This is a genomic window from Enterobacter cloacae complex sp. P15RS, from assembly GCF_014895905.1.
Lineage (GTDB): Bacteria > Pseudomonadota > Gammaproteobacteria > Enterobacterales > Enterobacteriaceae > Enterobacter > Enterobacter quasihormaechei.
Window position 1 is genome coordinate 21,285 of record NZ_JADBQL010000033.1, and the last position, 20,848, is coordinate 42,132.

The following is a 20,848-nucleotide window of genomic DNA, read 5'->3' on the forward strand; positions in this document are numbered from 1 at the left end:
ACTCTCTGTACGAAATGACATATTACTTGTCCCATTATTAGAATCCCCCCGCCTAGTAATATTCTCTTTTTATGGATGAGTAATGAAAATTTCAAAAATCGCACTTGCGCTCGCAACATTGACCGTTGCGTCTTCCGCATTTGCCCACGGATATATTGAATCTCCTGCCAGCCGCGCCTATATGTGTAAGCTGGGTCAAAATATTGATTGCGGCTCCGTACAGTATGAACCGCAGAGCGTAGAGAAAACCTCCGGCTTCCCGACCGGAGCAGAGCCAGCAGACGGACACCTCGCCAGCGCGGGTATCTCACAATATTCTCAGCTGGATAAGCAGAGCCTGAATGCGTGGACTAAAAACCCAATGACCGCGGGCCCGCATGAATTTGTCTGGCACCATACTGCACCGCACAAAACCACCAACTGGCGTTATTACATTACCAAACAAAACTGGGACCCAAATAAGCCGCTCACTCGCGATCAGTTTGAATTAACCCCGTTCTGTACAATTAACGGAAATAGCCAGGCGCCAGCCGTAACAAAATCCATGACCTGTAATGTTCCTGAGCGCACGGGCTATCAGGTCATTTACGGCGTATGGGAAATTGCAGATACTTCAAACAGCTTCTATCAGGCTATCGACGTTGATTTCGGCAATGGCGGCAACGTGACCCCGGACGAAACACCGGCGATCGTATCCGAGTGGAGCAAAACCCTGAGCGGCCAGATTGCCGGTAATAACCTGAACGTGGGCGATAAGGTTATCGCACGCTTCTTCGACGCCCACGGCGAAGTGACCGCCATGCGCACCGAGATGACCATCGGCTCTGCTGAGCAGGGCGACGCTAACCAGTGGTCCTACGATCTGGCGCAGAAGATCAACACCGCGCAGCACGACGTGCGCGTCGGCGTGAAGGATGAAGCCGGTGACATCAGCCCGGTTCACGGCGCTAACAGCGTCTTCGTGAAAGACGGCAGCACCTTACAGTCCGTTGCTATCTCTTATGAAGAGCAGAAAGCGCAGGTGAGTGAGAGCATCGCCGTTACCGATCTGCAATACAGCAAAATCGAACATGGCAACGCGACCGTGACCTTCCACGTGAATACGCAGGGCGACGTGAATTTTGAAGCACACGTGATGAACCACCACGGTGCGGAAAAAGGCTACCTGAAGCAGGACATGAACAACAGCAATCAGGACGTCACCATGACCCTGACCGACGTGACCGCCGGCCACCACATGCTGAAATACTACGCGACCAATAAAGACGGCACGATGTTCGCGCAGGACGTGCTGAACCTGATGCTGGAAGGCGATGCAGCCGCGGACAGCACCGGTCACCACGACTTTACCTTCCCGGACAATATCGCGTCTTACAAGGCAGGTACCGTGGTACTTCAGCCTAAAGACGGTAAGACCTACGAATGTAAGCCTTTCCCGTACAGCGGCTACTGTGTGCAGTACAGCCCAACCGCAAACCAGTATGAGCCAGGCGTTGGCGCACACTGGAAAGAGGCGTGGGTTCTGAAGAACTGAGTAGCCTTTACGCCCGGCGGCACTTCGTTTGCCGGGCCTACACGCCACCGGGCATGTGTGTTACTGATTCCGCGTGGCGCGTAGCAGCGTCTCCAGCGGATAGACCGCCGCAATCACCACTTCGTCCTGAATCTTCGCCGCGCTGTCCAGCTCACTCTGGATCGAGGCGATCTCTTTGTCGTCCAGCGTCCCCTGACGCGCCACCAGATCCGTCAGCCTCAGGCCAATCGAGGCCAGCTTATCCACCTCCTGAATCACCGGCTTAATGGCCTTCAGCTGATAGCTGTTTTCGCTCAAGGCCAGCACGTCGCTGGTGTTGTTCTGCCAGCGGTTAAAGACGTGGCGCAGCGCCTCGGCGCTTTCCGTGTCTTCCGCGTCGCTGACCAGACGGTCGGCCCATTTATTCATCTGACGCACGGTAGCACTTTCAGCGTTTAGCGCGTCCGCGAGCCGGTTAAGCGGCTCGAACTGATGATAGTTTCCAGCCTGGAACTTGAGATGCTGGCGGGTGTAATACTGCGCCGGCTCGAGCGCCTGAGCGAGGATTTGCAGCGGCAAGGTATCCGCATTATTTGCCAGCCGCGTGAACTGTACCTGCTGCTGGGTATGCTGCTGTAGCCCAACCGACACCGTGGACCAGCTGTCCATCGCCTGTAGCCGGGTATACATGTTGTCGACGTCGTTCACGTCCTTCGCCGACCACAGCCGCTCCGCCACCGCAAAGGCGCGCGGCCACAGGCGGATGTCCAGCACCGGCGCGACCACGTTTTCCGCCCACAGTGCGGCTTCACCGCCGAGCAGGTTGGCCTCGTTCGCCGGGTCCGGCACCACGGGCGGTATGCCTTTTGGCACCTCGTCCAGACGCGTTCCGTCAATCGGGTAGCGGGCGTTGCCCACCAGGAAATAACCGCTGAGCTTATCGTTCGCAACTGAAACGACCGGGCGCGTTTCACCCATCCAGGTGTCAACGGTAAACGTCACCTGGTTGTCGCCTCGCCACTGAATGTTATTCACCGCCCGACGCGATTTCCCGGCAAAATCAATGAATCCGCGCCACCCGGCGTCGCCTTTCACCAGCGTAAAGCTGCCTTCCACCGGCTTGCCCTTCAGGCGCGGCATGGAGAAAGCCCAGCTCTGGACGCTGTCGGTGTCCGCTATCACGTCCACGCCATTCAGCCCCTGCGGCACGATTTCGTTGCGGTAGTGATAGGCGGTGGACTGGGGCTGGTCGAGGTAGAAGCCGGTTGAGAGAATGCCCTTATAGCCGTTCTGCGCCACCTGCCCCAGCGCGTCCTGCCCCTGCCAGGACTGGATCAGAATGCTTTTCGGCAGATCGGGATGGTAGATCTCATCCCAGCCGACCATCTGCCGGTGGTGCTTCTCGAGGATCGTCTCCAGCTTGCGGTTGAAATACGCCTGCAACGCGTGGCTGTCCGCCAGTTTGTTGTCGCGCATAAATCGCTGGATCGCCGCGTTCGCTTTCCACTGGCTGTCGTCCACTTCATCGCCGCCGATATGCAGATACGGATCGGGGAAGATCGCCGCCAGTTCGCTGACCATCGCGTCGGCAAAGGTGTAAGTCGCCTCTTTGGTGGGGTCCAGCACCGGCTTCAGCACGCCCCAGTGGCGCTCCATGGCGTACGGCCCCGGCGCGCTCATCAGTTCCGGATAGGCGACGGCAATCGCTGAGGCGTGGCCCGGCATATCGATCTCCGGCACCACGCGTATGCCACGTTCGGCAGCGTAACGCACAATCTCGCGCATCTGCTCAGGGGTGTAAAACAGCCCGTCGCTGGCAAGCTGGGTTAATTTTGGATAACGCTTCGAGGTAAAGCGCCAGCCCTGATCGTCAGTCAGATGCCAGTGCAGAACGTTGAGCTTAGCCGCGGCCATACCGTCGATCTGGCGTTTGATATCAGGTAACGGGATGAAATGGCGCGCCGAATCGAGCAGCAGCCCGCGCCACGGGAAGCGCGGCGAATCTTCGATGGTAACCCACGGAATCGAGGTGTTTTCGGCACCGTTCTGCATCAGCTGGAGCAGGGTTTCCATTGCGCGCAATGCGCCAAAGCGGGTGTTGGCGGAGATGTTCACGCCGTTGGCATCGACCTTCAGGGTATAGCTTTCATCGCTGTCCGGCAGCGGCTGCGGCTTCACCTTTTTAGCGATGGCGATGCGGATGGTCGGCTTGTCAGGTTTTTCGGCCTGCGGCTGTAGCGTCCAGCCGGTTTGCAGCGCAATGCGCTGGCGCAGGCGGTTGACCGCATCCCCCAGATCGTCGCCGCTAACGCTCACGGAGAGTTGATTGTTAAGCACCAGCGCGCCCTGCGTCGTCGGGCGTTCAACCTTCGCAGGCCAGGGCATCAGGGGAAGGTCGCCCGCCGGCGCGGCAAAAGCGGAGGCGCCGAGCATAAGCCCGGCGGTTAAAAGACTGTACCGTAACATGAATGTTCCTTATCTGACGGGCCAAATACAGGCAAAACATTCTGTTAACATGCGTACAAATTGTCGTCAAGCGAATGCGCCGACGGAGATCACAGGTTGTTGAATTTGGGAGGAAAGCCAGATGCCGGGTGGCGGCTTCGCCTTACCCGGCCTACGTCTGGATTGTGGCAAAATGAGCTTACTGCCACCCATATTGACGCGCATAGAATCCTTTCACCATCTGCGTCAGCACCATATAGCCCGCGAGGATCGCCACCAGCCACGGGAAGTAGCTCAGCGGCAGCGCCTGAAGTTGCAGGTAACCTGCAAGAGGCGAGAACGGCAGCGCGATCCCGAGCGCCATCACAATGCCCGTCATCACAATCAGCGGCCACGCGGCACGGCTCTGGATAAACGGAATGCGGCGGGTGCGGATCATGTGCACAATCAGCGTCTGGGACAGCAGCCCTACCACGAACCAGCCGGACTGGAACAGCGTCTGGTGTTCCGGCGTGTTGGCGTGGAACACAAACCACATCAGGCAGAAGGTCAGAATGTCGAAGATGGAGCTGATCGGCCCAAAGAACAGCATAAAGCGCCCCAGATCGGCGGGGTTCCAGCGCTGCGGCTTCTGGATCTGCTCGTCGTCCACGTTATCAAACGGTATAGCCACCTGCGAGACATCGTACATCAGGTTCTGGATCAGCAGGTGCAGCGGCAGCATCGGCAGGAACGGCAGAAACGCGCTCGCCACCAGCACGCTGAAGACGTTACCGAAGTTGGAGCTGGCGGTCATTTTGATGTATTTGAGCATGTTGGCGAAGGTGCGACGCCCTTCGATGACGCCCTCCTCCAGCACCATCAGGCTCTTTTCCAGCAGGATGATATCCGCCGCCTCGCGGGCAATATCCACCGCGCCGTCCACGGAGATGCCGATATCCGCCGCACGCAGCGCCGGCGCATCGTTGATGCCGTCGCCCATAAAGCCCACCACGTGCCCTTCACGACGCAGCAGCGTTACGATGCGCTCTTTGTGCATCGGCGTCAGGCGGGCAAACAGCGTGGTGCGCTGGGCAAGCTGCGCCAGTTCGTCGTCAGAAAGCGTTTCGATGTCGCTCCCCACCACCACGTCGCCCGCGTCCAGCCCCACTTCGGAGCACACTTTGGCCGCCACCAGCTCGCTGTCGCCGGTCAGGATTTTGACGGTAATACCGCTCGCCTTCAGTGCCTTCAGCGCGGGGTCGGTGGTCTCTTTCGGCGGATCGAGGAAGGCGATGTAACCTTCGAGGATCAGGTCGGATTCGTCGATACGCTGATAGTCACCCTCGCGCGCGGGCAGGAATTTGCTTGCCACCGCCACCACACGCAGCCCCTGACGGTTCAGGCTATCGGTGACGCGCTTGATGCGGCGCAGCATGGTGTCGTCCAGCGGCACGATCTCCCCGTTATGGCGCACCTGCGTTGAAACGTTCAGGATCTCCTGCAACGCCCCCTTGCAGATCAGCTGATGCACGTCCGGCTGCTCGCTGACCACTACCGACATGCGGCGACGCTCAAAGTCGAACGGGATTTCGTCCACCTTCTGCCAGCGCCCAGAGAGCATGCGGGCAGACTCTTCATCCACGCCTTCCAGCACCGCCACGTCGAGCAGGTTTTTCAGCCCGGTCTGGTAATGGCTGTTCAGCCACGCGCTGTACAGCACGCGCTCGCTGGTCTTCCCGGCAATATCGGTATGATTCTCCAGCACAATTTTGTCCTGGGTCAGGGTGCCGGTTTTATCGGTGCAGAGAATGTCCATCGCGCCAAAGTTCTGGATGGCGTCGAGGTGTTTGACGATGACCTTTTGTTTAGAGAGTTTGACCGCCCCGCGCGCCAGCGTGGAGGTAACGATCATCGGCAGCATTTCCGGCGTCAGGCCGACGGCCACGGAGAGCGCAAACAGCGCCGCTTCCCACCAGTCGCCTTTGGTGTAGCCGTTGATCAGCAGGACAATCGGCGTCATGACCATCATAAAGCGGATCAGCAGCATGCTGACGCGGCCAATGCCTTTCTGAAACGCATTCGGCTCGCTCTCCTGCTCGCTGACGCGCCCGGCCAGCTGCCCAAACCAGGTGTTACCGCCGGTGGCGGTGACAATTGCCTGCGCCGTGCCGCTGACCACCGTGGTGCCCATAAAGCACAGGGTGTCGCACTCGAGCGGGTTCATCTGCTGCGGGTCGCGGGTCCGCGCGACCTTCTCCACGGGCAGGGATTCACCGGTCAGTGAGGCCTGGGCGACGAACAGATCCCGCGCCTGGATGATGCGTAAATCCGCCGGGATCATGTCTCCCGCCGCCAGCTTCACCAGATCGCCCGGCACCAGCTGGTCAATGGGCAGCTCAATCCAGGCGTTTTCGCCGAGATCGTTAATCACGCGCGAGACGGTCGCGGTGTTGCTGACCATCGCCTTCAGGGCGTCTGCCGCTTTGGTGGAGCGCGCTTCCTGAATAAAGTTAAGCAGCGTGGAGATGCCCACCATCAGGGCGATCACGCCTGCGGCAAACAGATCTTCAGTGGCGTAAGAGATAATCCCGAGCACCGTCAGCAGCAGGTTGAACGGGTTGCGATAGCAGAGCCACAGGTGGACCCACCAGGGAGAGGGTTTCTGCGCCGGGATTTGGTTGTCGCCATGTTCCGCGCGGCTTTTTAACACTTCTTGCGCGTTCAGCCCTTCCGGGTGGCCGCCAAAGGCGCGCCAGACTTCGTTTTCATCCATCGCCGCCACGTTCAGGCAGCGCTCGGTCAGGGAAGCGGGAATCGCCGCTCCCGCCATGGTGTTGGCATTTGGCAGCGGATCGCGCGCAATCAGGCGGCGTGGCAGATGGCGGCTTAGCTGCGTAAACAGCTGCCGGGTGATATTTTTCAGCATAGTCATTCCCCCGCATCCGCAAAGGCGGACGCAGTCTTTCCCGCAGGCGTGGCAAAGCCTTACCTGTCAGGCACTTAATTTAACAAGCAGGAACGTATGAACGTTGCTGCCTCACGCCGGTGAGACAGCAAAAGGCTGGCTTACCGGAAAGAAGGTTTTCTCCTGGTCAGGAGAGGTACGGGATCGGGATCCATGTGGCCTCCGGTAAGTAAAAAGTAGAGTGTCGGCACGCAGTATAGAGATTTATCCATACCGTTTGTGGCTAATCGGGCGGTATTATAACGCCCTGCAAATAAACCAAACGTAAACCAGACTTTGCCCATAGCGAATTCGCAGGATAGCATTAGGCTCAATTGACTATTTTATCGTTGTTACAGGGAATACAGCATGCAGAACCGCCTTACGATTAAAGATATCGCGCGTTTAAGCGGCGTGGGGAAATCGACCGTCTCACGCGTGCTGAACAACGAAAGCGGTGTCAGCGAGCGCACCCGCGAGCGCGTCGAGGCGGTGATGAATCAGCACGGTTTTTCCCCTTCCCGCTCCGCGCGCGCCATGCGCGGGCAGAGCGATAAAGTGGTCGCCATTATTGTCTCGCGTCTGGATTCCCTCTCCGAAAACCTCGCCGTGCAAACCATGCTTCCCGCCTTTTACGAGCAGGGCTACGATCCAATCATGATGGAGAGCCAGTTCTCCGCGCAAATGGTGGAGGAGCATCTGGGTATGCTTCAGCGCCGCAACATTGACGGCGTGGTGCTGTTCGGGTTTACCGGCCTGAAAGAGGATGTGCTGAAGCCCTGGCAGCCGTCGCTGGTGCTGCTGGCGCGCGACGCCAGCGGGTTTGCCTCCGTTTGTTACGATGACGAAGGGGCGATAGTGATCCTGATGCAGCGCCTGTATGAACAGGGCCATCGGCATATCAGCTATCTCGGCGTGCCGCATGCCGACGTCACCACCGGCAAGCGTCGCCATGAAGCGTATCTGGCGTTTTGTAAAAAAAACAATCTCCCTGCCGTGGCCGCGCTGCCGGGGCTGGGCATGAAGCAGGGATATGAGCAGGTCGCCAGCGTGCTAACCCCGCACACCACCGCCCTGGTGTGCGCCACGGATACCCTTGCATTAGGCGCGAGCAAATATTTGCAGGAGCAGCGCATCGGGGAGCTGCAATTAGCGAGCGTGGGAAACACGCCGCTGATGAAGTTCTTACACCCTGAGATTATCAGCGTTGACCCCGGCTACGGCGAGTCTGGCCGTCAGGCTGCCGCGCAGCTGATCGAGCAGATCAACGGCCGTGCAGAGCCACGTCAGATCGTTATTCCTGCCCACCTCTCATAACCTTCTTGAATGGATTATTGTGATCTCCGCCCGATTTCGGGAACGTTCCCATTTTCGCCGTCACGCTGAAAGAGTAGGCTTGCGCTCAGGTCATTACCCCTATCAACCGGTCATGAGGTTTCATGATGAGTAAAGTCAAACAAGCAGATATCGATCGGCTTATCGTTCTTGTCGGCGGACGCGAGAACATCGCCACCGTCAGCCACTGCATTACCCGCCTGCGCTTCGTGCTGAACGATCCGGCCAAGGCCGATCCGAAGGCCATTGAAGAGCTCAAGATGGTTAAAGGCTGTTTCACCAACGCCGGGCAATTCCAGGTGGTGATTGGTACCGAAGTGGGCGATTACTATCAGGCTCTGCTGGCGACTACCGGGCACGCTTCCGCCGATAAGGAGCAGGCGAAGAAGGCGGCGCGCCAGAATATGAAATGGCACGAGCAGCTGATTTCCCACTTCGCGGAGATCTTCTTCCCGCTGCTGCCGGCGTTGATCAGCGGGGGCTTAATTCTGGGCTTCCGTAACGTCATCGGCGACGTGCCGATGAGCGACGGCAAAACCCTGGCGCAGATGTACCCGGCGCTGCAAAGCATCTATGACTTCCTGTGGCTGATTGGCGAGGCGATCTTCTTCTATCTGCCGGTCGGGATTTGCTGGTCGGCGGTGCGCAAGATGGGCGGCACGCCGATTCTGGGCATCGTGCTGGGCGTTACGCTGGTCTCTCCACAGTTAATGAACGCTTACTTACTTGGTCAGCAGGTGCCGGAAGTGTGGAACTTTGGCCTGTTTACCATCGCCAAGGTGGGCTATCAGGCGCAGGTGATCCCGGCCTTGCTGGCGGGCCTGGCGCTGGGCTTCATTGAAACGCGCCTGAAGCGCATCGTGCCGGATTACCTCTATCTGGTGGTGGTCCCGGTCTGCTCGCTGATCCTGGCGGTGTTCCTGGCGCATGCCTTTATCGGTCCGTTTGGCCGGATGATTGGCGACGGCGTGGCCTTCGCGGTCCGTCACCTGATGACCGGCAGCTTCGCGCCAATCGGTGCCGCGCTGTTCGGCTTCCTGTACGCTCCGCTGGTTATCACCGGCGTGCACCAGACCACGCTGGCCATCGATATGCAGATGATTCAAAGCCTCGGCGGTACGCCGGTCTGGCCAATTATCGCCCTGTCTAATATCGCGCAGGCGTCTGCGGTCACCGGCATCATCATCGTCAGCCGTAAGCACAACGAGCGTGAGATTTCCGTTCCGGCGGCTATTTCCGCCTACCTCGGCGTCACCGAACCGGCGATGTACGGCATCAACCTGAAGTACCGCTTCCCGATGCTCTGCGCGATGATCGGCTCTGGTCTGGCGGGCCTGCTGTGCGGCCTGAATAGCGTGATGGCGAACGGGATTGGCGTCGGCGGCCTGCCGGGTATCCTCTCCATTCAGCCCGCTTTCTGGCAGGTATTTGCGCTGGCCATGGCGGTGGCGATTATCATCCCAATGGTGCTGACCACCGTGGTTTACCAGCGTAAGTTCCGTCAGGGCACGTTGCAGATTGTTTAACTTCATCTTTCGGGGCGCAATTGCGCCCCTTCGCATTTGCAGGAACGCACTATGAATACCCTTCCTCACTGGTGGCAGAACGGCGTTATCTATCAGATTTACCCAAAGAGTTTCCAGGACACGACCGGCAGCGGCACGGGCGATCTGCGCGGCGTGACGCAGCGCCTGGACTACCTGAAAACCCTCGGCATTGACGCCATCTGGCTGACGCCGTTCTACATCTCACCGCAGGTGGATAACGGTTACGACGTGGCGAACTACACCGCCATCGACCCGACCTACGGCACGCTGGACGATTTTGACGAGCTGGTTGCCGAGGCGCACGGTCGCGGCATCCGCATCGTGCTGGATATGGTCTTTAACCATACCTCCACGCAGCACCCCTGGTTCCGCGAATCGCTGAACAAAGAGAGTCCGTACCGCCAGTTTTACATCTGGCGCGACGGCACGCCGGACGTGCTTCCCAACAACTGGCGCTCGAAATTTGGCGGCAACGCCTGGCGCTGGCACGCCGAAAGCGAGCAGTATTATCTGCATCTCTTCGCGCCGGAGCAGGCGGATCTCAACTGGGAAAACCCGGCGGTGCGTGCCGAGCTGAAAAAAGTGTGCGAGTTCTGGGCCGATCGCGGCGTGGACGGTTTGCGCCTCGACGTCATCAACCTGATTTCGAAAGATCAGACCTTCCCGGACGATCCCTTCGGCGATGGTCGTCGCTTCTACACCGACGGGCCGCGCATTCACGAATATCTTCAGGAGATGAGCCGCGATGTCTTTACCCCGCGCAACCTGATGACGGTAGGCGAGATGTCCTCCACCTCGCTGGAGAACTGCCAGCAGTACGCGGCGCTCGACGGGCGCGAGCTGTCGATGACCTTTAACTTCCACCACCTGAAGGTGGACTATCCCGGCGGCGAAAAGTGGACGCTGGCGAAGCCGGACTTCGTGGCGCTGAAAACCCTCTTCCACCACTGGCAGCAGGGAATGCACAACAAAGCGTGGAACGCGCTGTTCTGGTGTAACCACGATCAGCCGCGCATCGTGTCGCGCTTTGGCGACGAAGGTGAACACCGCGTGGCGGCGGCGAAAATGCTCGGCATGGTGCTGCACGGCATGCAGGGCACGCCGTACATCTATCAGGGTGAAGAGCTGGGTATGACCAACCCGCACTTCAGCCGCATCACCGACTACCGGGACGTGGAGAGCCTGAACATGTTCGCCGAACAGCGGGCTAACGGCCGCGATACCGATGAACTCCTGGCGATTCTGGCGAGTAAATCCCGGGATAATGGCCGTACGCCGATGCAGTGGGATGCCTCGCACGGCGCGGGCTTTACCGCAGGCGAACCGTGGATTGGCGTCTGTGATAATTACGAAACGGTGAACGCCCGCGCGGCGCTGGACGACCCCGGTTCGGTGTTTTACACCTATCAGTCGCTGATTCGCCTGCGCAAATCTCTGTCGGTGCTGACGTGGGGGGATTATGAGGATCTCCTGCCTGATCACCCTTCCCTGTGGTGCTATCGCCGCCAGTGGCAGGGGCAAACGCTGATGGTGGTGGCGAACCTGAGCCGCGAGCGCCAGCAGTGGCAGCCGGCCCCGGTAGAGGGAGCATGGCGGGTGGCGCTCAGTAACTATGAAGAGGTTCCCTCCCGACCCGATACGCTGCAACTGCGCCCGTTTGAAGCCATCTGGTGGGTGCAGGAATAAATATCAGGAGGGACAGCATGCTGTCTCTCTTTTTTTATGTTTAGCGATACGCTAAATGTACGACGATAGCTTTTACATCATGGCGTGCCAAAAATAAAAATAGCCCTGCTAATTAATAACCTCGGCAGGACATGATGAAAAAGACAATTATTAAAGTAACGTGTATTAGCGCATTATTATTGAGCACACAGGGATGGTGCGGAAATACGTCCGTCGACCTTCGCTTTGGCCATAATACGCGCTCTGACGTAAATGATTCACGTATTAAGGTTATGCATCAGGCGGATAACGGTTTTTACTTTTCCGTTGAAGCTGCACAAAACCACAACGATACCTTTTTTGGTGATACCGACCGAAATAACCCCGATGACAAAGGATTAACGGAGGCGGCACAGGAGATTGAAACGCGCTGGCGCTTCAATCTGGGCAATGGCTTTGCCGTTGCGCCTGGCATGGTGACGGTTTTCACCCCCAGTAATACTCACTATCGCCCCTTCATTCAGGGCTGGAAAGCGTTCGATAACGGTCTGAACCTCTCTGCCCGCTATCGTTATAACACCATCAATGACGCGCACAGCGACAAAGAACTCGACGGCAGCGGCTATACCCGCCGTCAGTCACACCAGTTCGACATTTGGTTCGCCTATAACATTGGCAAATTCGGTATGTCCTATAACCCACGCTTCCGCTGGCAGGATAACGTCGATCAGGGAACCGGGGATGACACCTACTGGGAGCATACCGTCGCGTTCAACTACAGCCTTGACGACGGCTGGACGCCTTACGTTGAGCTGGTGTCACTGGATAAAACCTATATCAACAATGACGGCAACCATGAAAATGATTATGCCGTACGTCTGGGGATAGTGAAGCAACTCTGACGGCCTGACTACACCGTATCGTGCTGTAGCAACCTACAGCCGATACGGTCCACGGCGCTTAACAGTTCAAGCTGTCCTTCCCGCTGATACAGCGATACCGCGTTGATGTCGATCACTAGCGGCCAGCATAGCGATGAGATCGCCGCCAGCGTCGACCCCTCGCGGGTAATCGCAATAATCTTTAACCCTTTTCGTAGCGCGTTACGCGCCATTTCAATCAGCGACTGCGTCTCCCCGGATTTACTGATCAGTACCAGCGTCCCCTTCGATACCCGTGTCAGCTGGTGCATATCATTCAAAATGAGGTGCGGCAGACTCGCCAGGGATAAAAAACGCGACAGGTAGTTGAGGCTGGTGAGTGAAGCACCGCGCGCGTACAGATAAATATGGCTGGAATGGGTGAGCAGCCTGGACACCTCCGCCACAATATCGTCCGTGTGCGACCCAGCGTCGGGGGCGGCAGGCGCTGGGGTAAAATGATCGCGTAAAAAACGATACCGAAGCTCGGTATAGCTTTTATAGCCCATTTTTTTACACACTCGATTAACGGATGTTGTCGTTGTAAAGGTATCCCGGGCAATCTCTTTTGCCGATATATTAGAAATATTAGACGCATGATACTGTATGTATTCAAATATCAAACGTTCACTTCCCTGAAATGAATTCATATATTACACCCTGTTTAATCCCGGCATGATATTAACATAACAGAAAAATAGCCTCTGGAAGACGCTTCACATAATGCAGCGCCGCGTATCACGATACGTAATTAGTATTAGCAAACATTAAAAACTGTTTTAGGTTCTCTTTATACTTTCCCGGTTTTCACATCCAGGGAATTATGACAATGACGAAACAAAAAGTTGTCGCGGTGACGGCCTGCCCGACAGGTATCGCACACACCTTCATGGCGGCGAATAAAATTATTGCATGGGCTAAAGAGCACAATATTGAGGTTAAGGTCGAAACGCAGGGCAGCGACGGCGTAAAAAATCGCTTAACAAAACAGGATATCGCCTCCGCTACGGCCATTATTCTGGCCACCGACGTTCCCATTCAGGATGCCGAACGTTTTGAAAACATTCCCCATCTTCAGACCCGCACACAAGCGCTGATCAAGCATACCGATCGCTATCTGCGTCAGGCGCTGGCCATGGAAAAAAACGTCACCGCCTCCTCCGTAGCAGACGACGACGAGCGCCAGCATTCGGCTTACCAGATTTTTATCGGCCATATTATGGCGGCCATCAGCTATATGCTGCCGGTTGTGGTCATGGGCGGGCTGATGATGGCGACGGCCAAAATCACCGGCCAGTTTATCAACATCGACCATTCGCCGTTCAGCGTGCTGGATAAAGTGGGTTTTATGACCATTAAGTTCATGTATCCGGTTTTCGCCATGTACCTGGCATTTTCCATTGCCGGAAAACCGGCGCTGATCCCCGGACTTATCGGCGGCATCATGTCAGACGAGGTCTACAAACGCTTCTTTGATATTGAAGGCTTTATGCCGTCCGGCTTTTTCGGCGCGATTGGCATCGGCTTTTTCGTCGGCTATCTGGTGCGCTGGCTGAATGATTCCATTCACGTCCGCCAGCAGCTCACCACCATCAAAACTATGCTGGTCGTCCCGCTGATCACCGGCATAACGCTGGTGATGGTCATGGAATATTTGATTAACCCGATTTTCGGCTCGCTTAATCAGCTGATGGTGGTCTTTTTTACCTCCGCAGGTGACACCGGGCGCGGATTCTATTCCGCGATGATCGCCGCAGGCACCGCGTTCGACCTGGGCGGCCCGGTCAATAAGGCGGCGGGTTCAGTCGCGCTCGGCCTGAATGGCATGAGCGAGACGTTTGATTTAACCGCCCGCGAACTCTCCATCGTCATCCCCTCCATTGGCGTCGGCTTTGCCGCCTTTCTTAATGGCCGCTTTGGGCTACCGGATGTCTTTAGCCGGGAAGAGAAAACCGTTGGCAGCACCTCGTTATTGCTGGGCGTGATTGGGATCTCGGAAGGCGCTATCCCGTTCATCCTGAAAAACCCACGCCTGATCCCGGTGTTCATGGCCGGTGCCGTCGCCGGCGCGCTGGTCGCCATCACCCTTGGCGTGAAGCAGACGCTGCCGCTGCCAGCCATCTGGGGCTGGCCGCTGGCGACCAACGTGGCGGGCTACCTGGCGAGCGTCTTTACTGGCGCACTGATTTGCGCTCTGGGCGTGCTCTATGTCAGCCCAAAGAACGCCAGCTAAGGGGAAGGTCATGAATCAGATCCACGTCATTGCCCATACGCACTGGGATCAGGAGTGGTATTTCACCCGTCAGGACAGCATGGTGCTGGCGTCATATAACTTTGCGGACGTCATCGACACGCTGGAGCAGGACCCCGCTTACAGCTGCTACCACCTTGACGGGCAGATGGCGATAGTGGAGGATTTTCTCGCCATCAATCCCGATTATCGCGCCAGGCTGGAAAAACTGGTCAAAGAAAAAAGGATCTTTGTAGGGCCGTGGTATACCCAGACGGACACCTACAACGTGCATGGCGAATCCATTATTCGCAATCTCAAGTACGGCATCTTCGCCGCCCGTAAGCTGGGGCATGCCATGCAGGTCGGGTATCTTCCGGACACCTTCGGCCACAATGCGCAAATGCCCACGATTTTGCAGGGCTGCAATATCGACAACATCGTCTTCTGGCGCGGTATCGATCACGACAGACAGGCGAAAAGCAGCCAGTTCCTGTGGCGGGCGCCGTCAGGTGCGACCGTTATCGCCTGCGCGATGGCATTCGGTTACGGCGCGGCTAAAAACATCTCTTCAGACGCGGGTCATTTGCAGGGAAAAATCTTCCCGATGGTCAATCTCCTGCGCTCGCGGGCCGGAATAAATGACCTGCTGCTGCCCTGCGGCGGCGATCAGGTCAGTATCGACCCGGCGCTGCCGAAAATTCTACAGATCGCCAGCGCATGCTCCCCCAATGAAGACCGGTACGTTATCAGTTCGCTGGAGCGCTACGTCGACATTCTGCGCGCGCAGCGTGAACAGTTTGAACGCTGGGAAGGAGAGCTGAAATCGCCGCGCTATACCCGCATCCATAAAACGATCGGCTCCGTGCGCTACGACATCAAAAAGAAAAATGATGATGTTGAGCAGTTCATCCTGCGGCAGCTGGAGCCGACAATCGCCATGGCGCGTCATCAGGGGCTCCCGGTGAACCTCTCGGTGGTCGATACGCTCTGGAAGAAGCTTTTGCGAAGCCATGCCCATGACTCCATCGGCGGCTGTAATAGCGATACCACCAACCGCGACATTCTGCATCGGCTGGAGCAAACCGAACAGCTGTGCCACAGCCTGTGGAACCTGGTGGTAAAAACCCTGAGCGTCACCTGCGCTCGGGAAGGCGACCTGCTGATTTTCAACCCGCTGGGCACCCCAGCGCGACGCGTGGTGATAACCACACTCTATAGCCGGGCTGAAAATATCGCCCTGAGATATCAGGGGCAGTCTATCCCCTTCGACGTCCTGAAAAGAGACATTCTGCCAGGCGGAACGGCAGTCTCTCTTAACGCCGAAGGCGAATGTGAAACGCCCCTTCCCCCTTATTATCGCTGGCACGTTGCTGTGAAAACACCGGTTCTGCCGCCGGTCGGCTATCTCAGCATTAACGTTGAAGATGACCCGGCGCCTTTCCGGCAGCCTGAACAGACAACCGGCAGCGAGATAGAGAATGCGCATTATCGATTAACGCTGGACGACGGAACGCTGACCCTGCACGACAAACGCAGCGGCAGATGCATCCCCTCGTTCTTTACCCTTGAAAACTGTGCGGATGCGGGCGACAGCTACGATTTCTCACCGTTCGCGGGCGATACGCCGACGCGATGCGACCATTTCACGCTTGTCGACTGCCTGAAAACGCCGCTTGTCGAAAAGCTGATCGTTGAAGCCACCCTGTTTCTCCCGCCGGATCTCGCCGGACGCCAGGGTACTGCCCGAACGCCGTTATCCCTTCGTCTTGAATGCACATTACGCGAAAACGATCCGAACCTGTATGTGGACAGCTCGCTGGAAAACAGCCACTGCGATCACCGGCTACGTTTACTGATCGGCAGCGATATTCACACCCGGCACGCTATCGCCTCGCAGCCCTTCGCGATAATCCAGCGCGAAACGGGGTATGACGAAGAAAACTGGCGAGAACACTATCGCGAAATGCCCGTGGATATCGAAACCAGCGAGGGAATCATTGCAGTTGCGGAAGCGGGCAAAGCGCTGGTGGTGAATAGCCGCGGCATGAAGGAGTTTCAGATAATCGGCAGCGCGCCGGCTGCCATTGCCCTGACGTTGTTTAAATCCACGGGCGTGCTCGGGCGCAACGATCTCGAATGGCGGCCGGGCCGGGCGTCCGGCATCAATAATACAGTGGTCGAAACCCCCGACGCCCAGTTACTGAAACCGCTGCACTTTTCATTTACCGTCGCGCTGGCCGACAACGCCGACCATCTCACGCTTCGCCAGCTGGAAAACCAGGCTGCGGGACAGCCTTTCACCTATCAGCGGCAAACGCTGCATACGCTCGATCACCGCCTTGAGCGCTTTTCGTTGCGTCTGCCCGAGCGCAGGCTTCCGGCAGAATTCTCCTTATTGAGCCTGCCGGAGCCGCTCATTCTCTCTGCCCTGCCCCATGCGCAGCAGGCCTCTGGCACGGTCGTTCGGGTGTTTAACGCCGGCACACAGTCGGTTCCCGTCCCGACAAGTCTGGCGGGGCTTCGTCAGATCAACTATCTGGAAGAGCCCGTGCAACCGGTAACGGCGATTTCACCTTCCGCGACATGCGATTTTTTGATTGAGGCTTAATATGAACTTGCTTGCATTGACGCACCCCGATCTGGTTTTTATCAATCCGCCGCACCGTACGCCTGAAGCGCTGATCCGCTGGCTGGCCGAGCCGCTTGCCAGGCAAAAAATCATTAACGATGAAGCGGCATTTATCCAGAGCGTTTTACAACGCGAAAGTGAAGGCCCTACCGCGCTGGGCGAGGCGCTCGCGGTCCCTCACGGAAAAGCCGAGACGGTGCAGCAGGCGGCGTTTTGTCTGGCGCTCTTTGACGACCCGATAAGCTGGCCGGGCCTGGACGGTGATGAAGCGGTGAGAATGGTCTTTCTGCTCGCCATTCCGCCAGCGGAAGCAGGCAGTACCCATATGCAGCTGCTGACGTCGCTCACCAGCCTGCTAACGGAAGACCGGGTGCGGGAGCAGCTTCTGGCGGCGCGCACTCGGGAAGAGGCATTGTCCGTCCTGAATGCTGAAGAACCGCCAGAACAGGACGATGGCCTTGACCGCTCCTTTCTCATCCCCGTGGTGCTGGGCAGTATCGCTACCGCAGCCTTTTTACAGGCAGGGTTGAGCTGGATCTGCGGGGCGAGTTAACCGTGAAGCGCTCAGCTCACGCCGTGCTGAGCGCTTGTTTTTGTTGAATAATTAATCAGATTTTTCCTGCACGTATTTACAATTGCTCCAGCGCCCGCCGTTTGTACTCTCGTCTTTTTACTTTGTTCTGAATCAAAAAAATCGCAAACATGTTTGATGCAAATCACTATATGTAGCACTTAAAATGCCTCCCAACCCAACATATTGTATCTATCGTCTACAATTCCAACAACAAGACGGCGCTTACGCTGGCCGGAATTGTGGATAACACACGCTGGGAACGCGGGAAGCCTTTGGCGCGGCGGGAAATACGCCCGGTGAATACTTCCCCACCTTTGTGGATAACCTGTTTTTAAAATGGAGTGATCATGACACCGCATGTGATGAAACGTGATGGCTGTAAAGTGCCGTTTAAATCAGAGCGCATTCAGGAAGCCATCCTGCGTGCAGCTAAAGCAGCGGGAGTCGATGACGCAGATTACTGCGCCACCGTCGCAGAAGTCGTTAGCAGCCAGATGCATGAACGCAGCCAGGTCGATATCAACGAAATCCAGACCGCGGTTGAGAACCAGCTGATGGCGGGGCCATACAAGCAGCTGGCGCGCGCCTACATTGAGTACCGCCACGATCGTGACGTCCAGCGTGAGAAACGCGGTCGCCTGAACCAGGAGATCCGCGGCCTGGTGGAGCAGACCAACTCTTCGCTGCTCAATGAAAATGCCAATAAAGACAGTAAAGTGATCCCGACCCAGCGCGACCTGCTGGCCGGTATCGTCGCCAAGCACTATGCCCGTCAGCATCTGCTGCCGCGCGACGTGGTCTCGGCGCACGAGCGCGGTGAGATCCACTACCACGATCTCGACTATTCGCCGTTCTTCCCAATGTTCAACTGCATGCTGATTGACCTGAAAGGCATGCTGACCCACGGCTTTAAGATGGGTAACGCCGAGATTGAACCGCCGAAGTCCATCTCTACCGCGACGGCGGTTACGGCGCAGATCATCGCCCAGGTAGCCAGCCACATTTATGGCGGGACCACCATCAACCGCATCGATGAAGTGCTGGCCCCGTTCGTGACCGAGAGCTTCAACAAGCACCGTAAGACGGCGGAAGAGTGGCAGATCCCGGATGCGGACGGCTATGCGCGTTCCCGCACCGAGAAAGAGTGCTACGACGCGTTCCAGTCGCTGGAATATGAAGTGAATACGCTGCACACCGCCAACGGGCAGACGCCGTTTGTCACCTTCGGGTTTGGCCTGGGCACCAGCTGGGAATCGCGCCTGATTCAGCAGTCTATCCTGCGCAACCGCATCTCTGGCCTCGGCAAAAACCGTAAAACCGCGGTGTTCCCGAAGCTGGTGTTCGCCATCCGCGACGGCCTGAACCACAAGTTTGGCGATCCAAACTATGACATCAAACAGCTGGCGCTGGAGTGCGCGAGCAAGCGCATGTACCCGGACATCCTGAACTACGACCAGGTGGTAAAAGTCACCGGTTCGTTTAAAACGCCAATGGGCTGCCGCAGCTTCCTCGGCGTGTACGAGGATGAAAACGGCGAGCAGATCCACGACGGGCGCAACAACCTGGGCGTGATCAGCCTTAACCTGCCGCGCATCGCCCTGGAAGCCAAAGGTAATGAAGAGGCCTTCTGGACGCTGCTGGACGAGCGCTTGCAGCTGGCACGTAAGGCGCTGATGACGCGCATCGCCCGCCTTGAAGGGGTCAAAGCCCGCGTTGCGCCCATCCTCTATATGGAAGGTGCCTGCGGCGTGCGCCTGAAAGCGGACGATGACGTGTCTGAGATCTTCAAAAATGGACGCGCGTCGATCTCTCTCGGCTATATCGGCATTCACGAAACCATCAACGCGCTGTTCGGCGACAAGCACATCTATGACAGCGAGGCCCTGCGCGAGAAAGGCATCGCGATTGTGCAGCGCCTGCGCGATGCGGTAGACCAGTGGAAAGAGGAAACCGGCTACGGTTTCAGCCTGTACAGCACGCCGAGCGAAAACCTCTGCGACCGCTTCTGCCGCCTGGATACCGCCGAATTTGGCATTGTTGAAGGGGTGACAGATAAAGGTTACTACACCAACAGCTTCCACCTCGACGTGGAGAAGAAGGTGAACCCGTACGACAAGATCGACTTTGAGGCGGCCTATCCGCCTATCGCGAACGGCGGTTTTATCTGCTACGGCGAGTATCCAAACATCCAGCACAACCTGAAGGCGCTGGAAGACGTGTGGGACTATAGCTACCAGCACGTGCCGTATTACGGGACTAACACGCCAATTGACGAGTGCTATGAGTGCGGCTTTACCGGTGAGTTCGAGTGCACCAGTAAAGGCTTTACCTGCCCGAAATGCGGTAACCACGATGCGGCCCGCGTCTCCGTGACCCGCCGCGTGTGCGGCTATCTCGGCAGCCCGGATGCCCGTCCGTTTAACGCCGGCAAGCAGGAAGAGGTGAAGCGCCGGGTGAAACATCTGGGGAATGGGCAGATCGGTTGAGCCACTGCCACATTTATGCCCGGTGGCGCTACGCTTACCGGGCCTACAATCCGCACTCACACTGTACCCGGCTTGGTTAACCGCTATGAACTACCATCAGTACTACCCCGTCGATATCGTCAACGGCCCCGGCACCCGCTGCACCCTGTTCGTTTCAGGCTGCGTTCACGAGTGCCCCGGCTGCTACAACAAAAGCACCTGGCGCCTGAACTCGGGCATGCCGTTTACCGCTGAAATGGAAGACCGCATCATCGACGACCTGAACGACACGCGCATTAAACGCCAGGGGATCTCCCTTTCCGGCGGCGATCCGCTCCATCCGCAAAACGTGCCGGATATACTGAAGCTGGTGAAGCGCATCCGCCGCGAGTGCGCGGGAAAAGATATCTGGGTCTGGACGGGCTATAAGCTGGATGAGCTGAATGCAGCTCAGAAGGAAGTCGTGGATTTAATTAACGTGCTGGTGGACGGCAAGTTCGTGCAGGATTTAAAAGACCCTATGCTGATCTGGCGCGGCAGCAGCAACCAGGTTGTGCATCATTTGCGGTAAATGAAGGCGGATATCCTCTATCCGC

General features: G+C 57.3%; 13 protein-coding genes. 10 read left to right on the forward strand and 3 right to left on the reverse strand.

Translation table 11 applies throughout. The features are described from left to right. Positions 1–82: 82 nt before the first annotated feature. Positions 83–1,534 (forward strand): N-acetylglucosamine-binding protein GbpA, encoded by a 1,452-nt coding sequence (gene gbpA, locus IM267_RS18585; protein WP_193034027.1) that lies wholly within the window; start codon positions 83–85, stop codon positions 1,532–1,534. A 60-nt stretch (positions 1,535–1,594) separates the two neighbouring features. On the opposite strand, the gene IM267_RS18590 is transcribed toward gbpA, so the two are convergent. Then, positions 1,595–3,979 (reverse strand): beta-N-acetylhexosaminidase, encoded by a 2,385-nt coding sequence (locus tag IM267_RS18590; protein ID WP_193034028.1) that lies wholly within the window; start codon positions 3,977–3,979, stop codon positions 1,595–1,597. Positions 3,980–4,157: 178 nt separating this feature from the next. After that, positions 4,158–6,866 (reverse strand): magnesium-translocating P-type ATPase, encoded by a 2,709-nt coding sequence (gene mgtA, locus IM267_RS18595; RefSeq protein ID WP_193034029.1) that lies wholly within the window; start codon positions 6,864–6,866, stop codon positions 4,158–4,160. 387 nt (positions 6,867–7,253) lie between these two features. Between mgtA and treR the strand changes: the two genes are divergently transcribed. The 4 genes from treR to IM267_RS18615 all read left to right on the forward strand — a co-directional run bounded on the left by treR (position 7,254) and on the right by IM267_RS18615 (position 12,333). Continuing rightward, the gene (gene treR / locus IM267_RS18600) at positions 7,254–8,201 is read left to right on the forward strand and encodes a trehalose operon repressor TreR (RefSeq protein WP_063867230.1); all 948 of its coding nucleotides are present in this window, start codon (positions 7,254–7,256) and stop codon (positions 8,199–8,201) included. Positions 8,202–8,326: 125 nt separating this feature from the next. After that, a complete protein-coding gene (gene treB / locus IM267_RS18605; RefSeq protein ID WP_181574920.1) occupies positions 8,327–9,745 on the forward strand; it encodes a PTS trehalose transporter subunit IIBC in 1,419 nt (472 codons plus the stop codon). 51 nt (positions 9,746–9,796) lie between these two features. Further along, a complete protein-coding gene (gene treC / locus IM267_RS18610; RefSeq protein WP_193034030.1) occupies positions 9,797–11,452 on the forward strand; it encodes an alpha,alpha-phosphotrehalase in 1,656 nt (551 codons plus the stop codon). A gap of 134 nt (positions 11,453–11,586) precedes the next feature. Next, a complete protein-coding gene (locus IM267_RS18615; RefSeq protein ID WP_063450980.1) occupies positions 11,587–12,333 on the forward strand; it encodes an oligogalacturonate-specific porin KdgM family protein in 747 nt (248 codons plus the stop codon). 8 nt (positions 12,334–12,341) lie between these two features. Here IM267_RS18615 and IM267_RS18620 read toward each other — a convergent pair whose 3' ends face one another. After that, positions 12,342–13,001 carry a MurR/RpiR family transcriptional regulator gene (locus IM267_RS18620; protein ID WP_193034031.1) on the reverse strand — a complete coding sequence of 220 codons (660 nt, stop codon included), beginning with the start codon at positions 12,999–13,001 and terminating at the stop codon, positions 12,342–12,344. Positions 13,002–13,180: 179 nt separating this feature from the next. On the opposite strand from IM267_RS18620, the gene IM267_RS18625 reads away from it, so the two are divergent. The 5 genes from IM267_RS18625 (at position 13,181) to nrdG (ending at position 20,823) form a co-directional block, all read left to right on the forward strand. Next, positions 13,181–14,584 carry a PTS fructose transporter subunit IIC gene (locus IM267_RS18625; RefSeq protein ID WP_193034032.1) on the forward strand — a complete coding sequence of 468 codons (1,404 nt, stop codon included), beginning with the start codon at positions 13,181–13,183 and terminating at the stop codon, positions 14,582–14,584. A gap of 10 nt (positions 14,585–14,594) precedes the next feature. After that, positions 14,595–17,192 carry a glycoside hydrolase family 38 C-terminal domain-containing protein gene (locus tag IM267_RS18630; protein WP_193034033.1) on the forward strand — a complete coding sequence of 866 codons (2,598 nt, stop codon included), beginning with the start codon at positions 14,595–14,597 and terminating at the stop codon, positions 17,190–17,192. Position 17,193: 1 nt separating this feature from the next. After that, on the forward strand, positions 17,194–17,766 hold the full coding sequence (locus tag IM267_RS18635; protein WP_193034034.1) for a fructose PTS transporter subunit IIA: 573 nt from the start codon (positions 17,194–17,196) through the stop codon (positions 17,764–17,766). 368 nt (positions 17,767–18,134) lie between these two features. Then, entirely contained in the window at positions 18,135–20,273 is a 2,139-nt protein-coding gene (gene nrdD / locus IM267_RS18640) for an anaerobic ribonucleoside-triphosphate reductase (RefSeq protein ID WP_063450878.1), read from the forward strand. A gap of 85 nt (positions 20,274–20,358) precedes the next feature. Beyond that, entirely contained in the window at positions 20,359–20,823 is a 465-nt protein-coding gene (nrdG, locus tag IM267_RS18645; protein WP_193034035.1) for an anaerobic ribonucleoside-triphosphate reductase-activating protein, read from the forward strand. The last annotated feature ends 25 nt before the right edge of the window (positions 20,824–20,848 follow it).

Excerpts from the sequence above, each read along its gene's own strand:
- IM267_RS18625 (WP_193034032.1), top strand. The coding sequence starts at position 13,181 with ATGACGAAACAAAAAGTTGTCGCGGTGACGGCCTGCCCGACAGGTATC.
- IM267_RS18590 (WP_193034028.1), bottom strand. The coding sequence starts at position 3,979 with ATGTTACGGTACAGTCTTTTAACCGCCGGGCTTATGCTCGGCGCCTCC.
- nrdD (WP_063450878.1), top strand. The coding sequence starts at position 18,135 with ATGACACCGCATGTGATGAAACGTGATGGCTGTAAAGTGCCGTTTAAA.
- IM267_RS18630 (WP_193034033.1), top strand. The coding sequence starts at position 14,595 with ATGAATCAGATCCACGTCATTGCCCATACGCACTGGGATCAGGAGTGG.
- gbpA (WP_193034027.1), top strand. The coding sequence starts at position 83 with ATGAAAATTTCAAAAATCGCACTTGCGCTCGCAACATTGACCGTTGCG.
- IM267_RS18620 (WP_193034031.1), bottom strand. The coding sequence starts at position 13,001 with ATGAATTCATTTCAGGGAAGTGAACGTTTGATATTTGAATACATACAG.
- mgtA (WP_193034029.1), bottom strand. The coding sequence starts at position 6,866 with ATGCTGAAAAATATCACCCGGCAGCTGTTTACGCAGCTAAGCCGCCAT.
- treR (WP_063867230.1), top strand. The coding sequence starts at position 7,254 with ATGCAGAACCGCCTTACGATTAAAGATATCGCGCGTTTAAGCGGCGTG.
- IM267_RS18615 (WP_063450980.1), top strand. The coding sequence starts at position 11,587 with ATGAAAAAGACAATTATTAAAGTAACGTGTATTAGCGCATTATTATTG.
- IM267_RS18635 (WP_193034034.1), top strand. The coding sequence starts at position 17,194 with ATGAACTTGCTTGCATTGACGCACCCCGATCTGGTTTTTATCAATCCG.
- treB (WP_181574920.1), top strand. The coding sequence starts at position 8,327 with ATGAGTAAAGTCAAACAAGCAGATATCGATCGGCTTATCGTTCTTGTC.
- nrdG (WP_193034035.1), top strand. The coding sequence starts at position 20,359 with ATGAACTACCATCAGTACTACCCCGTCGATATCGTCAACGGCCCCGGC.
- treC (WP_193034030.1), top strand. The coding sequence starts at position 9,797 with ATGAATACCCTTCCTCACTGGTGGCAGAACGGCGTTATCTATCAGATT.